Here is a 15,569-nt window from a genome sequence, read left to right on the forward strand (position 1 = left end):
TGAGGCGCATGAACCTTTTATACCATTTTCCGGCGGTTATTGTCAAACGACGCTTGAGCCGGCCAATTTAATACGCCGGAAACGGGTATATGCTTTCGCCTTCGTCCTTCGCCGCTTGCGGCAAGGCGCGAAGTTGCGGCTTCGGCTGCCGCTCGGCAATCGTTTCGACGAGATCGCGCACTTCTTCCGCATCCATAAATGCCGGGGACAGCCACGCCTCCATCTGCTTCGGCCCGAGCAGCATCGGCACGTCCTCCTCGAAGCCGGGGGCCGACGAAGGGACAGACAAAATCGTACACGAACGCAGCTCCTCCCCCTGCGGGCTGATGCGGACATCGTATACGCCGGCCATCGCCAGCGGCTGCTCCCCCTCGTGCAGCATGACCGCATACGGTGCCCGATTGCGCCGCTCCGCCGGTACGACTTTGTAATAAGCGCTGCATGGGACGACACAGCGCTGCCGTTTCAGCATATAGCCGAACGACTTGTTGTTCAGCAGCGAACGGCCGTCGGTTTGCACCGCCGTTTTGGCCCAATAAGGAAGCAAGCCCCAGCGGAACTCGTCGAGCACACGCTGGCCTCCTTTTAAGCAAATGGCTGAAACAGACCCGGTCGGGACATAGTCGCGGTCGCTCTGAACGTAAGCAAGTAGCTGGGTAACGCCAAAATGGTCACATATACGGCTGGCATCCGCTTGTAAAGTAAACCGGTAGCTCATAGCGTGGGACTCTCCTCTGTCGGGTGCCATTATCGAACTGGCATAGAAATGTTCCCCTTTACTATGCGCCGCATATGCCAAATATATCCTCTCCGGCTTATTTTAAAATAACCGTGCCGCTGTTCCGGTAGTTCCGCAAATCCTCGATCGTTTCCCGATACAATTCGGGGATCTCCGGCAGTTCGTCGGTGGCAAAAAAGCGGGCGTCCGTTGTTTCGTCCGTCTGTTTGACCAGCTCGCCCGCCCACTCTTCGACCAGAAAAACAACAGAGAACATTTTGTTCTCGTCCCCGTATCCATTTGTGTATTCAAATCGAGGTCCCGTGTACAGCGCAATCGGCTTTGCCCGGATCACGTCCAGTCCGGTCTCCTCCTTCACTTCCCGCTTGACGCAATCGAAGATGGATTCATGCAGCTCCATGCCCCCGGCCGGCATCACCCAGGCTCCGTTGTCCCGCCGTTTGACGAACAGGATGCGCTCATCGCGATCCTGAATAATCGCTCTTGCCGCCGGAGCGATCAGCATACGCGAACCGACAAGCTTCCGAAGCTGACCGAGATAGGATTGTTCCCAGCTGATTCCCATTGGGTAAACCTCCTTGAACATATTCGGGTCAAAAACTGTCCCGCAGGGACTATATAAGTCCCTATCAATATTTTCGAAACACTACAAATATTTGGCCATAAACGGCCACACCGGCGCCTTGTAATAACGGTGTCCGCCATCGCCGACATACAACTCGCACCGGTCGGGAGCGCCTATCGCTTCGTACAACTCCCTAACGTGGCTAAACGCTTCCCGCGTCGCATCCGCCGGATAGATCGAATCATGCTCGCCATGTACGACCAGAAGCGGTCTTGGTGCGACGAGTCCGGCTATATCGTACATTTCGCACAGATCGACCAGCCCCGGGATGAAGTTGCATAAACAGTGGTTCACCGATAAGAGCGAGGCGCGGAACGTGCAGAAGTACGAACCCGGCACGCAGACCCGAATCCGCTCGTCCAGCGCGGCAGTAAAAAGCGATACGGTGCCTCCTCCGGAGTTGCCGGTTATCGCAATGCGATTCGTGTCGATCTCGGGGCGGGTCGCCGCGTAATCGATCAGCCTGCCCATATCGTGCACGCGTTCCCCGATGAGCGTCCGGCCGAACAGGAAGGCGCGCTTTTGCAGGGCGTCGCACGAATTATTTTGCTTTTTTCCCACTTCTTCTTCTCTTGCCATTTCCCAAAATCCGCGCACATCCATGGCCATGACGGCATATCCTTGCGCTACCGCCTGAAGCGCGATATCTCTGTCGCCGTCCAGCGACTCCCGGCGTTCCTCTTCACTTTCGAATTCGCCGACGTACACTTCCTTCCCTCTGCGGCCGTGACCGTGCGGCGTCAGCACAAGCGGAAACGGGCCGGTTCCTTGCGCCGGGAGAAGCAGGTAAAACGGAATGTCGATTCCCGGCTCGGTCGCCACATAGATCTTTTCGCGGACGTACTCGGGGTACTCCCTTCTCTCTACAATACGAGGAGAGAGCGGCAGCCCTGCCGTATCGCTGCGCACCTTCGCAAGCCCGGTCATTTCGGTCAGTCTGCTGCGAAAGCCGGCCCGCCACTCCTCTACCCGTCCCTGCTGCAAAGCGTTCGCATAACTGAATTCGCGTTCCTTGCCGTTGTATAAGTTATCGGTATAACGATCCGCCGGAAAATAAATCATTACGTTTTCCTCTTTTCTCTAATTTTGTTTCTACGATCCGGTTGGCATGCCTGACGAACTGCTCCGCTCCGTCCTTTGCACTTATTTGACCGCCCAGCACAAGCCGGCTCGCGTAATCGAGCAGCTTGCGGACCTCCTCCGCACCGTCGGGATCGGGAGGGTCGATAGGGCTGGCATAACCGGCAGCCTGCTGCATATACTTGGCCACTTTTTGCTGCGTATCGCCGAGATTGGGCTTTGCGGCTTCCAGCACTTTCGATGAAACGGGAAGACCGAAGCAGCCGTTCAGAATCCGGTTCGCTTCGACATTATTGATCCAGAAGTCGATAAATCGCCCTGCCTTCTCCGGGTGCTTCGATGTCGCGGCGATGGTCATAAATTGTGACGGTTTCAAAAACAGGCTTTGCCCTTTGCCGGCTCCCGGCGGCAATCCGATTTCAAGCCTCTTGCGGGACAAAGCCTCGTAGGCGAATATCATATTGCTCCACTGAACGGTCATCGGCTGTTCGCCTTTAACGAAGGCGGAATGCTCGATTTTATTCGTCCCGGCTGCCTTACGGTAAGGGAGCAGTACACCCGCCTTGCTCAGACGAAGCTGCATCCGCAAATAATCGGCCATCACCTCGCGCTCGAATCCGACCGAGCCTCCTTCCTTATGAAACAGCGATTGTCCATGCTGCCGCAAATAAATTTCAAAGCCGCCGAGCATAAGACTGCCATCGTCGCAAAACCCGAGCTTCCTGCCTAGTTGCAAGCTGTCTTGCTCGTACTGCTCCCACGTCCATTCCGGACCTGGCGCTTCAACGCCCGCTTTATCGAAGGCGGCGGGATCGTAAAAGACGGAAAGCGTGTTGATCCCGAGGTTCATGCCGTACAGCCGCCCGTCTACGATACCTCCGCTTGCATAGGAGCGGCCGGCAGCGGACAGGTCGATCACCCCGGCTTCGACCAGATCGTCCAGCGGACGAAGAACGCCACGGCGCACGTGTTGCGCCAGAAACCTGTAGTCGTGGCGGACAATGTCCGGCAAGCGGTCTTCTTCCGCCTGAACGATTAATTTGGCAAAATACGCGTCCCAGGAAGTGAACTCCGGTTCGATGCGGATGTCCGGATGGCTGTATTCGAACAGCTCGATGACCCGCTTCGTCAGAAGCACCGGCACCCGGCTGCTGGCCCAGAACGACATGCGCAGCGGGATCGGCTCCGCTGCGGGCTTCGTCCTTCGTGCTGCCGGCAACTGACCGAGCAATGCGCCCTCCTCGCCGGGGGTGGGAAGCCGTCCCTCGCACGTCTCGCCAGCGGAAAAATAAAGCTTTCTGTACTCAGTCGGCGTCAGATCAAAATGCTTTTTGAATACCTGGCTAAAATATGGAATGTTGCTGCCGAAGCCCGTCTGTTCGGCAACCTCGTACATTTTGCAGTCTTTCGACGACCGGATCACGCCAGCCGCCCTCTCCAGCCGCTCCCGCAGCAGAAACTGCGTAAACTTTTCTCTGGTTTCCCTTTTGAACAGCTTTCCGACATAATCGACGCTCATAAACAGTTTTTCTTTGGCCAGCCAAGCCAAAGTCAACTCTTCGTTCGACAGATGCTCCTGGACGGAAGACACGATCCGCTCGACCAGTTCGCTGCGCTTACGCAAACGCGTTTTACAATTGATGCTCGTAATTTCCGAGGCAAAGGCATGGGCATACCGATGAACGTCCTCCAGTTGCCGGATGCTCAGCACAGATACGACTTCATTGATATAGCTGCTGATTTTGCCGGAAGGCGCTTGCCGGGCCATCGCAATAAGCAGCTCCAGACAGTACGCCATCGCGCTGTCGGTATCGAGGCCGCCCGCTGCCAAATCTCCGAAAAAGGCAGTAACCTCGCTGTGCGTAACTTCCAGATTGCCCATCTTGACCGCAGACGTGATTTTTACGAAACGGGACCCGAATCCGTCTCCAACGCTCCGGCCATCGAGACGACTATCGTTTGTCGTTATAATGCCGCCATCCGGCAAATCGAGATTGTAATCGAGGCAATCCCGGGCTTCCGTATACAGCCGGGCGACATCCTCCACCGGTCCCGCTTCGGTAATCGAGATGTTCAATTCGGCACGATGGATGCGATGAAACCGCTCCTTCAGACGATACAGACGCGCAAGCGCTTCATCGTCCGTTCCATCGGATATAAGCGCCACCAGCCGTCTGCCCACCGTCGTGACGAGTTGTAAACCTGACGGGCGCAGCCCTTCCTCCGCCATCTCCTTCAGCGAACGGATGTGAAGCGCATCGATTTCGCCGCAGGGCTGAATCAGCACAAGCCGCACGTTCCGGCATTCCGGCTCGATCAGCCGCAGACCGAACTCCAGCTCCTCCCGGGAGTATGAGCAGTGAAGCAGCAGATCGCGTAAAAACTGCTCCTTCATCTGTGGCAGTTCCCGCTCCAGCCGGCCTTGCAGATCGCGGATATAGGCGCGCTTCTCCTCCTGCTCTCTCAGCTCCAGTACAATTCCCCGAATTACGCCTTCCGCCGCCTGCTTGTTGAACGGCTTTAACAAAAAATGGGTAACTCCGTACCTTTGCGCTTCGCTGGCCTGCCCAAATTCGTCGTAACCGGCCAGCACAACCATTTTCACAGCGGGATATTCCGCATTTGTTCGACGGATCAGCTCCAATCCGCTTATGCCGGACAAGTTCATGCCTAGGATCAGCAAATCAGGAGGTCTGGACACGATGGCCCAGTAAGCTTCTTCTCCGTCTGTAGCCAAGACAGGTTCGGACAACCCGAGCCGTTCCCAATCCAAAATGCGGACAAGACCTTCGCGGGCACCATCGTCCGCATCGACAAGGAGCATCGTATACAAAAGCTTCACATCCTTCATGAGCTGCTGGCTGTTTACCTGCATTGTACGGTATTATTTCGTATCCGAGGCGATGTACTGGTTCATTTTCTCTTCCGCCTCTCTCAGGGCGGTATTATAGAACAGCATCGTGTAATTGATGCCGTACGGAATCGCGTACAGCTCTCCTTTATCGGATACGGCCCGAATCGAGTCGATATAGACCGGGTCGAACCGGTCCAAAGCGAAGTTTTGCGTTTTGATCAGCGGACTCAGATCGGCCGTCAGTCCTTTATCCTTCATCTCCGCCAGCATGCCGTTGTGCGTCAGAACGATATCGGGCAATTGGCCGCTCGTAATCATATTGCCTTTGACCTGCTCGATCGTAATATGGGGTACCTCTTCTTGACGGGATCTACGAACAATAATTGAAAATCGGCATCCGTCACCGGCACGTTAGGAAAAATCGTTACCGTCTCCGGCGCGCTCGGTGCTTTGGCAGGGTTCCCTCCGTCCGTGTCCTTGCCGCCGGTATCCGCCGTTTTACCGGTCTCTCCGCTGCAACCCGCCAATGCGGCGGCGAGCACCAACAACACGACTTTTGTTTTCCCCGCATGACCGCTCATTCTGCATCTCCCCTTACTTTTCTTATGAAGGCGCATCCATGAGTACATCATACTAAGCTCGTGCTGCTATGGCATTCCAAAAAACAGATTTTTTCTGTCACATAACCGTATTTCATCCATCCTGCTCGGGCTGCTCCTAATCCCATCGACGAGGAGTCGCGTAAAGATGAGACGCGTTCCCTCGTTCGTCCGACCCTTTTCCTACGTGTACAGCAGCGTACTCTCCATCAGAAAATGTCTCGGAACCCAAGCCGGGTCTTTAATGACTGGATTCGTCGTCGCTTGCATGTCGGCGATGCTCGCGTCGGAGTTTGCTGTCAGGACGATCACGCTGTTCAGCTCAGGGATGACATAAACGTACTGCCCGCCGTAACCGGAGGCAAAAGCAAACTTCATTCCATGGGCGCAGCCGATCCACCACAGATAGCCATAGGCAGCGTAATCGGACCAGCCTGCAGATTGCTTGTGGAAAGATTCCCGGGCCCATCCGGCGGGAAAGAGCCGCTGCCCGTTCCAGATGCCGTCCGCCAAGTACAGCTGGCCGAATCGAGCAAGGATGCGGGGAGTAAGGAACATATTATTGCCGCCCCAGTTATACCCCTCGGGAGACCGCTCCCATGGGACCGGCAGATGAATGCCGAGCGACCCGATTAATTTTCGGCGGAACCGGACGCCGAGCGGCCGGAATAACTTTCGGCTTGCGTATTCGGCAAGCGGGACCTTCGCTGCCCGCGTCAACAAGGCAGAGAGCATATGCGTCGAGCAAGTGCAGTAAAGGAAACGTTCGCCCGGCGGATGGACGAGCGGCTTCTCAAGGATCGCGCCCATCCAGTTGCTGCTTTTCCAGACCTCTAACATTTCGGGGCTATTTTCTTCGACGTGTATGCCGTGCGTCATGGTAAGCAGATGCTTGACGGTAACTCCGTCGATATTCGCCAGCCATTTCTTCGGCAGCTTCGAAGCCAGGTCGGAGATAGGCTGATCGACGGAAGCGATCAGACCTTCCTGAATCGCAATGCCAACGAGCGCATTCATGACGCTTTTCGTGATCGATTTGATGCTGTAGGCAGAGGTTGGCCCGGCCGGCGGCACATATCGCTCGAAGACAAGCTGGTCATCTTTGACAATCAGAAGGCTGTAAAGGCCGGGAAACGTTTGAAGCAGCGTTTCAAAGGCTTCGTTCAGTCGTAGTGCATCTAGCTGCGCGGCCTTCGGTTCCATCACGGCAAACGGGACGGCGTCTTCGATTCGGCGCATCGGGTATCACTTCTTTCCTCCAAAATTCTGTATGAGGTAAGTTCACTTCTCACTCTTGCCGGCGGACAAACGGCACCCGATCCTTCTGACCGGCTGCCGTCGTGGTGTCTTTATTCTCTCGTACCCGCTACTCGTCAGATGAATCCGTTCTTAGCTTGTAATACGGCGACACAAGCGGCGGTTTCCCGGCCTGGCATACAAGCTGACCACCCTCGGTAAAGCCACAGTTTCTAGGTTCGAGAACCCGAACGAGACGTTCCCGCCAAGCTGCAAGCTGCCCGACGTATGCCGCATCGGCGGACAAATCCCGGCATTCTCCGGGATCGGCGGCAAGATGAAACAGCTGCTCCGTTCCGAGACGCGGGAACCAAATATATTTCCAGCGGCCGTTTGTCAAAAACTGCATCTCCTGCTCCTCCGAATAACACCAGGAATGCTCGCCGTGTACAAATTCGCGCCAGCCGGCGTCTTCTCCGCGAAGCAGGGGCAGCACACTTTTTCCGTCGACCGTATCCGGCACAGAAATCCCGGCCGCTTCGAGTAGGGTCGGCATAACATCTTGCAGGCAAACCGGCTTGTCCACAAACCTTGGAAGCGCATACGTATGCCGCATCGTTTTCGGAAGCCGGACGATGAACGGAATATGGGCGGAGCCTTCATACGCATACGTTTTGCGCCACAGATTATGGTCGCCCAGCATGTCCCCATGATCGGAGGTGAACAGGATAACGGTGTTTTCCCATGCGCCGATCTGTCTCAGGTAGGCGAACAACCGCCCGATCTGCTGATCGATTTGGCTTACGAGTCCATAATAACCGGCCCGAGCCCGCCGGATCTCCTCATCGCTTCGCTTTCCTCTCCATGCGTTCGGGGAATGCGCGTCGTCCGGCTGATCGTGCATGCCGGCCCAATCCCCGATGAGCGGCTTCGGCAGCGGTTTCTCCCGGTACATATCGAAATAATAGGGAACAGGATCATAAGGCGAATGAGGTCTGGTAAAAGAAACTTTCAAGAAAAACGGCACCGTCGGATCCCGTTTTGCCAGCAGGCGGATCGTTTCATTCGCCGTCCAGTTAACCGGATGCAAAAATTCGGGAGCGTGAAACGGCCGGGATATCCAGGAATTCCAATCGATGCCGTGATCGACCGAGCCGTAATCTCCCGTTTTATTACGTTCGAACCACTCTGCATAGTCCGACACAAAATCCGGCGACTCCACCCGGCCCATCTCATCCAGCGACGTATGATGGAAGCCGTTTAAAGACCGCTGAGGGGAAAAGTTCATTTTGCCGATTCCGAGCGTGTAATAGCCGGAGTTGGACAGCTCTCCGGGCAGCGTATGTTTGAAATTCCCGCCCATTTTGCCTTGCCCTTTGCCGGTACCGAGTACTCCGGTGTGCCAAGGGTCCATACCGCTGATGAGCGATGTCCTGGCAGGCACACAGGACGGCGTGCAGGAGTACGCGCTCGTAAATACGGTACCTTCCCGAGCGAACGAATCCAAGTTAGGCGTTTCGATCACGGAGTTGCCGTAACAACCGAGCGCGTCGAAACGGTGCTGGTCCGTCATAATGAGTACGATATTCGGTCTTTTCACGTTTGTTGTCTCTCCTCCGCGGATCGTTGTTTCCTTTTTCGGCGACAACGTTTGGATCTCCTTCAACGGACAGCACGGTTTTTCCGGTTACAAAAGATAATGGCGACTAGTATCCAAACGACTGCCCCCATAAGAAACGGTAAAAGTCTAAAGTTGTAATTAATCACATCGTCTACACCAAGCAGCATTTTGAAGAAGAACTGAGCGTTTGAAATGAAGTTTGCGTATATTTGGTAGCTTCCCTCCGTCACACCCATTTTCCACCCTAAATCGTTAATAAACCAAGCGAGAATTGTTAGTAGAGTATAGAGGCAAAAGGAAAACGTACTCCATTTCAGAATGGAGTTGCCGATTCGAGTCATAGCATTTTACCCTTCAGACCTAACCGTTCACGTAACGCCATCAAGCTCTCGTCCACGGTTTGGTGAGCTGTGTCGATAACGATACGATCGCGGTCCCAAGCCTCATAATGTCTGTTCTTAACCTTCTCCCACGTAGGGAGAGTAAAGCCGGGAATATCCGTTTTACGCGTTGTCACCCGATGCCTGTGTTCATTTTCGTCGGAGCAGATCACTTCGATTTCGACAAACGGAATATCAAGAGACTCCGCTACGCCGCGCCAAGCTTCGCGCGTAATGCGAATAGGGTTGACCGTGTCCGCTATTACATCAAGGCCTAAACGAAGATTCTGCTTCGCCATCTCATAACACACGACATAACCCTCAGGACCGTTAATCGTGATTCCGGCAGCTCGCATAGCCTGTTCCACGACATCGACGCGAAGGTACGCGGCCCGAAGCTCCCTGGCCAAAGCCGCCGATAACGTAGACTTGCCGGTGCCTGGCAGCCCGCCAAAAATATACAGCATATAGGTTCCTCCTCCACGGCTGCCTTTTCAAATCCGGCCAAGCTTCAGCCGATCGGCTTATAGCCATGTTTGAATGATTTGCGGATCAACTGGACATGGTTTCTCTCTGCCCATTTGGTCAAATCCGAGAGCCCTCTATCTTCATCTTTTGAAAATCTGAAAGCCGTATTCAAGGGGACGATCCTTTTCCCGTATGGCAGTATTCCAATTACGGGTCTAAAGTACCCCTTGATCATGATCATCCTAATATCTCCCGCCTGAATCGTATTTCCGTTAAGTAAGACATGATCATCCTAATATCTCCCGCCTGAATCGTATTTCCGTTAAGTAAGACATGATCGTTAGATAGATACAGATCGATCTCAGTCGGTTTCATAAATCTTCTGTACAAACCGTATGACAATACAACCGAACATAGTAGAACACCTATAAACGGAGCATATTTTATACCGTCCGGATTCCCCCATGTTCTAGATGCACTAATGGTAGAAAACAAAATAACTGCTGCCACGCCTATAATCGTTCCGATCCCGGAAAGATATTGTACGGAATGCTTGATTTCCGTCAACCTTGATTCCTCCTCCGAGTTCCAATACCCCATAACCAAATTATACCACAGATGAGAGAATACACGTTCTTATTTTTAAAAGTAATAGTCGGATGCCGTCCCATCATTTCCACTGTACGCTGACGCTACAGCTTGGAATCGACAGTTAACCCGGTACGTGTAACGGTAAAAACGATCTCTCCCGAACGATCCGTGCGGTAAATGACGCTGCCGGCTTCTGCGATCCTTTCCAGTACCCCGGCATTCGGATGGCCGTAGCTGTTGTTTAGCCCTACGGAGATGACGGCCCTCTCCGGCTTCCAATACGACAGCCATTCACCGGATGACGACGTTTTACTACCGTGATGCGCAATTTTCATCACATCGACCGGCTCGGGGACTTCCTCCTCTGCGGCAGCCGTCTGCCAAGCGGCCAACAGTTCCTTCTCGTCCTCCGCTCTCATATCCCCCGTAAACAAAAAACGCGCATCCCGCATCTGCAGCAGCAGGACGACGGATTCGTTGTTTTGCTCCTCCGCCACGCGCGTTGGCTTGCCGCCGCCGGACGACAGGACGGTCAGCTTCGTATAGCGGTCTACTGGCGTCAGCCCGCCCGGCGCGATGCTAACGATCGCCGTTCCTTTCCTCATGGCCGTTTCGAACAGCTTGCGCGATGATGCGTTGCCTTTCCATGTTCCGTTCATCACGATCGTTGTCACCGGAATTTGTTCGACAACCGCCTGCAAGCCGCCGATATGATCCTGATCCTGATGACTGATGACGAGCTGATCGATTCGGTGCACGCCGCGTTGCTTGAGCAGCGGGACGAGCAGCTTTTTGCCGACCTCGTACGGGTCGCTTCGCTCCTTCCACTCCTCGCCCGGCTTGCGAAACGACAGCGTACCGCCTCCGTCAATAAGCACATGCCGCTGCTGGGGCGTCCGGATGAGAATCGCGTCACCTTGACCGACATCGATAAAGCTTACTTTACCGTCACGGTCCAGCATGTCCGGGTTGTAGCCGAACCAGAGCAGCGCCATCATTAGCGGTACGGCCGCATAGGCAAGCAGCGGCTTCTGCTCCTCCTTCCAGCGGATCGCACCGGCGTAAACCGCCGCGAGCAGCCCGTAATAAGCGACAATCCATGCAATCGACGGTTTTGGCCATATGAACTGAGACGGGTCGTGCGTTGCGGCGTAATCGATCAGCCAGAAAGTCAGTCTGTTCACCTTCTCCACGATCCACCCGAACGGCGCTCCTGCATGGACAGATACAAGTCCGGCCAATAAGGCGAACGTCCCGAGCGGCAGTACGACAAAGCTGATGAAAGGCACCATCACCAGATTGGCGAGCATGGATAACAGCGATATGCCGTTAAAATAGTACACCGTGACCGGAAACGAGATTACTTGTGCGACGATCGTAATCGATAGCAAGGAGCTCACGGATTTGTTCCGTATCGGCAGCAGCCGGGAAAAGCGCTGAACGCCGACGATCAAGCCGGTCGTAACAAGAAATGACAATTGGAAGCTTACGTTGTATAAAAAATAAGGCTCCCACAGCAGCATCAAAATCGCTGCGAGGCCGATTACGTTCGGCGCATCTTTCCACAGCAGCCTTCTTGCCGCATACAGTCCGATCATCGCCATAATGCCTGCGCGAACAGCCGACGGCGATCCTCCCGCAATAGCGACATAAAACGGAACGAGCAGCAGCGTTACCGTCAGTATGCGCTCGCGAGTTAGCCCGAACAGGCGCAGCAGCCACATGCAGCCGGCCACGAAAACGCCGACATGCAGCCCCGAAATCGCGAGAATATGCGTCAGGCCAAGCTGCGAAAAATGCCGGTACAGCTCCGGGTCCATATCGTCGGTCAAGCCGATGACCAGACTTTTCAAATAGCCGGAATCCGGTCCGCCCATGGGGAACAAGCTATCGAATACGGCACCGAGCCGGCTTCGCAAATCGTCGTTCCAGCGCATGATGCGGACTGGTTCAGGGACGAATGCGAAACGATTCCGCCGCTCTGCCAGCAGCGAACCTTCCACTTCCTCTTCATCAGCCTCTGCTTCCGTCAGCACGCTGTCCAGCCCTTTCGCCGAAAGCTGCCAATGGATATGGTTCCGGTATAAATAGAGACGATAATCGAAGCCGCCGAAGTTGCGCGGAAGGTCCGGCCGCTTCAGAACACCGCTGACCGTTACCGGGTCGCCGCGTCCCATCGTCCGCGCCCGCACCTGCTCCTCTTGCTGCAGCAGCCTCACCGATACTTGCACCGTGTCGCTTGCTTGCAGCGGCTCCTCCTCGTCCAGCCTGACCGCTTGCGACCGGAGCGCAAACGATACTTTGTCGCCATCGACTTCTACTCGGCTGGCGATTTCTCCGGTTAGGCGCACCTCGCGCCCGACACTGCCTGCAGCCGGATCGCCGCTTTCCGTTTCGACAACCGAAGGCATCGGGATCGTAGGCACGTTTTTGGCGTCATATATCTGGTAGTAAGCCGCCGCCGCCATAACGACCAGCAGCAAGCCGATGATCCGCCTTCCCGGTATGGCGAATAGCGCCAGCATGACGCCCAGCGCCACGCTAAGCATGAACGCTTTCCACGACAGCAAGCCCTGCGGCAGCTCACCGCCGAGCGCGGTACCGGCCGTCCACAGGACCGCAGCCGTCGCAAGCGGCCGTTTGATCGGATGCTTCACATCGTACACTTTCGTTTCCAATACAAAAAGCACCCCCTAGTCTCGGAGGTGCTTCCCCACAGCTCTCTTATTGATTCGTATCAAACAGCCGCGGTAGGCGGGATTACCGCCGTAAGCGATCAGTTAGTCACTTCGCCATCGATCCCCGAAGGAGGCGTGTAATCTCCCAACTGACGGAAACGGATACCGCGCGTGACCATCATCTCCGTCACTTTATCCTTATCCTTCGGATACGTCCGGTGGTACACGATTTCCGTTACACCGCTGTTCGCCAGCATATTGGCACAAGTCCAGCACGGCTGATCGGTCACGTAAACGGTGGAGCCTTCCCGGTCGCTTCGGTCGGTGAACAGGAGCAAATTTTGCTCCGCATGAATCGTGCGGATGCATCTTTGCTTCTTCACCATTTCTTCGCGCCCGTTGGCCACCTTTACCTCGTACTCCTCCACCAGCATGCAGCCGGCTTCGGAGCAGTCCGGCACGCCCATCGGCGCGCCGTTGTAGGCCGAGCCGAGCAGCTTCTTGCCCTGCACGAGCACGGCTCCGACGCGGCGCCGCGGGCATTGCGAGCGGGTCGAGGCCATATAGGCGATATCCATGAAGTAAGTGTCCCAATCTTTGCGTCTGCTCATACCGGGACTTCCTTACTGCTGGCTCGCACGAATCGCTTGATCCAGATCGTGCAAAATGTCGTCGATGCCCTCCGTGCCGACGGACAACCGGATCATGCCCGGGGTTACGCCGGTCGACAGCAGCTCTTCGCCTTCAAGCTGGCTGTGGGTCGTGCTGGCCGGATGGATGATCAGCGATTTGGAATCGCCAACGTTGGCGAGATGCGAGAACAGCTTGACGCTGTTGATCACCTTTTGTCCGGCTTCCACGCCGCCCTTGATGCCGAAGGTCAGAATGGCGCCTTGGCCGTTCGGCAAATATTTTTGCGCAAGCTTGTACGACGGATGGCTCTCAAGACCGGTGTAGCTAACCCATTCGACGGCCGGATTCGACTCGAGGAATTTGGCGACCGCCAAAGCGTTCGAGCTGTGGCGCTCCATCCGCAGATGCAGCGTCTCCAAGCCTTGCAGCAGGAGGAACGAGTTGAACGGGGAGATCGTTGCCCCGATGTCGCGAGCGAGTTGGACGCGCGCTTTGATAATGTAAGCGATCGGACCGACCGCTTCCGCATAAACAACGCCGTGGTAGCTCGGGTCCGGCTGCGTCAAGCCCGGGAATTTGCCGCTGGCCTTCCAGTCGAACTTACCGCCGTCGATAATGACGCCGCCGATCGACGTGCCGTGGCCGCCGATAAACTTCGTCGCCGAGTGAACGACGATATCCGCTCCGTGCTCGATCGGGCGAAGCAGGTACGGGCTTGGGAACGTATTGTCCACGATGAGCGGAATGCCGTTTTCGTGGGCGATATTCGCAACCGCTTCGATATCGAGCACATCGCCCTTCGGATTGCCGATCGTTTCCGCATACAGCGCTTTCGTGTTCGGCGTAATCGCCTTGCGGAAATTTTCCGGATCGGACGAATCGACAAACTTCACGTTGATGCCGAGCTTCGGCAGCGTGATCGCAAACAGATTGTATGTACCGCCGTACAGCGTGCTGGCGGCAACGATCTCATCGCCCGCGCCCGCGATATTAAGAATCGAGTACGTGATGGCAGCTTGTCCGGAAGAAGTCGAAAGGGCGCCGACTCCGCCTTCCAGAGCAGCGATCCGCTTCTCGAATACGTCAGAGGTCGGATTCATCAAACGGGTATAAATGTTGCCGAATTCCTTCAGGGCAAACAAGTTGGCCGCGTGCTCCGTATCGCGGAAACCGTAAGAAGTCGTCTGGTAAATCGGAACCGCGCGCGAAAGGGTCGTCGGATCGATTTCCTGGCCGGCATGGACAGCCAGCGTATCAAGAGAAAGCTTGCGTTCTTCACTCATAGGTAAACGGTTTCCTCCTTTAGTATGGGAACGATAATCAGTACCACGAATATTGTCTCATATTTTCCCACGAATGAAAAGAACCGGCGCTACGGATCAACCGTTATATACGGCTTCAGCGTTTCAAACGTCTTGTCGCCGATGCCCTTCACTTTCTTCAAATCCTCTACTGTTCGAAAAGGCCCCTCCCTGCTCCGATACTCGGCGATCGCCTTCGCCTTCGAAGGGCCGATTCCGGGAAGCTTGTCCAGTTCGGACTCGGATGCGCGGTTCAAGTCGAGAACGCCGGCGGCCGCTTTTTGGGACTTTGGTTCGACTACGCCTGTGGCAGAACCCGAGACGCCTGCAGCGCCCGCAGCACTTTTAGCGGCGGTTGGCGGCTTAGGGGACGGTTGCGGTGACTGCGGTGTCGCAGCCGTTGCGGACGTTTTTTCCGATTTTGGCGGCTCTTGTCCCGTAAACAGCGCGGCTAGATCGGCATTGCGCACGATCCAGCCCTCTCCAGTCCTCGCGGAGCCCGAGACGCCGCCATGCAGCAGCCCGCTTATCGCCCAAAGCAGCAGCGCCGTCGCCCCCCATATCGCGGCAGCCACCCAGCGATGGCGCGTTTTAACGTTCATCAAATGGTTTTCTCCCCCCGCTTGGTCGTTCGCTTTCGGATCAAAAGCGTCATATTCGCTGCTCCCCTTACATATACATGAATGAAATGGCGGGCCCGTTTTGGCGCCGAGTCACCTTCTCCCCGCCTGAATCATAAGATATAAACTCATCTACTTCTCCAG

The 15,569-nt window shown here is 55.4% G+C and carries 13 protein-coding genes; all 13 read right to left on the reverse strand.

The window, feature by feature from the left end:
- Positions 1–67 precede the first annotated feature (67 nt).
- On the reverse strand, positions 68–718 hold the full coding sequence (locus D7M11_RS21855) for an SOS response-associated peptidase family protein (protein ID WP_158606774.1): 651 nt from the start codon (positions 716–718) through the stop codon (positions 68–70).
- Between the two features lie 97 nt (positions 719–815).
- Complete coding sequence (locus tag D7M11_RS21860; protein ID WP_120749391.1) at positions 816–1,304, reverse strand: NUDIX domain-containing protein; 489 nt, start codon at positions 1,302–1,304, stop codon at positions 816–818.
- An 81-nt stretch (positions 1,305–1,385) separates the two neighbouring features.
- On the reverse strand, positions 1,386–2,426 hold the full coding sequence (locus tag D7M11_RS21865) for an alpha/beta hydrolase family protein (RefSeq protein WP_120749392.1): 1,041 nt from the start codon (positions 2,424–2,426) through the stop codon (positions 1,386–1,388).
- Positions 2,392–5,319 (reverse strand): extracellular solute-binding protein, encoded by a 2,928-nt coding sequence (locus D7M11_RS21870; protein ID WP_120749393.1) that lies wholly within the window; start codon positions 5,317–5,319, stop codon positions 2,392–2,394. The genes D7M11_RS21865 and D7M11_RS21870 overlap by 35 nt, the downstream gene beginning before the upstream one ends.
- Before the next feature lie 9 nt (positions 5,320–5,328).
- Positions 5,329–5,616 (reverse strand): extracellular solute-binding protein, encoded by a 288-nt coding sequence (locus D7M11_RS21875; RefSeq protein WP_120749394.1) that lies wholly within the window; start codon positions 5,614–5,616, stop codon positions 5,329–5,331.
- Entirely contained in the window at positions 5,613–5,879 is a 267-nt protein-coding gene (locus D7M11_RS21880) for a hypothetical protein (protein ID WP_120749395.1), read from the reverse strand. The genes D7M11_RS21875 and D7M11_RS21880 overlap by 4 nt, the downstream gene beginning before the upstream one ends.
- A gap of 201 nt (positions 5,880–6,080) precedes the next feature.
- Positions 6,081–7,136 carry a serine hydrolase domain-containing protein gene (locus D7M11_RS21885; RefSeq protein ID WP_120749396.1) on the reverse strand — a complete coding sequence of 352 codons (1,056 nt, stop codon included), beginning with the start codon at positions 7,134–7,136 and terminating at the stop codon, positions 6,081–6,083.
- 127 nt (positions 7,137–7,263) lie between these two features.
- A complete protein-coding gene (locus tag D7M11_RS21890) occupies positions 7,264–8,733 on the reverse strand; it encodes an arylsulfatase (protein WP_120749455.1) in 1,470 nt (489 codons plus the stop codon).
- Between the two features lie 358 nt (positions 8,734–9,091).
- On the reverse strand, positions 9,092–9,601 hold the full coding sequence (locus tag D7M11_RS21900; protein WP_120749398.1) for a P-loop nucleotide/nucleoside kinase family protein: 510 nt from the start codon (positions 9,599–9,601) through the stop codon (positions 9,092–9,094).
- 693 nt (positions 9,602–10,294) lie between these two features.
- Positions 10,295–12,871: a DNA internalization-related competence protein ComEC/Rec2 gene (locus D7M11_RS21915; RefSeq protein ID WP_120749401.1), complete on the reverse strand. Its 2,577-nt coding sequence runs from the start codon at positions 12,869–12,871 to the stop codon at positions 10,295–10,297.
- Positions 12,872–12,969: 98 nt separating this feature from the next.
- Positions 12,970–13,482 carry a deoxycytidylate deaminase gene (locus tag D7M11_RS21920; RefSeq protein WP_120749402.1) on the reverse strand — a complete coding sequence of 171 codons (513 nt, stop codon included), beginning with the start codon at positions 13,480–13,482 and terminating at the stop codon, positions 12,970–12,972.
- 12 nt (positions 13,483–13,494) lie between these two features.
- The gene (locus D7M11_RS21925) at positions 13,495–14,787 is read right to left on the reverse strand and encodes a homocysteine synthase (RefSeq protein ID WP_120749403.1); all 1,293 of its coding nucleotides are present in this window, start codon (positions 14,785–14,787) and stop codon (positions 13,495–13,497) included.
- A gap of 89 nt (positions 14,788–14,876) precedes the next feature.
- Positions 14,877–15,407, reverse strand: coding sequence for a ComEA family DNA-binding protein (locus D7M11_RS21930; RefSeq protein WP_120749404.1), 531 nt, complete (start codon positions 15,405–15,407; stop codon positions 14,877–14,879).
- Positions 15,408–15,569: the final 162 nt, after the last annotated feature.

Source organism: Paenibacillus ginsengarvi (assembly GCF_003626695.1).
Taxonomy (GTDB): Bacteria; Bacillota; Bacilli; order Paenibacillales; family NBRC-103111; genus Paenibacillus_AB; species Paenibacillus_AB ginsengarvi.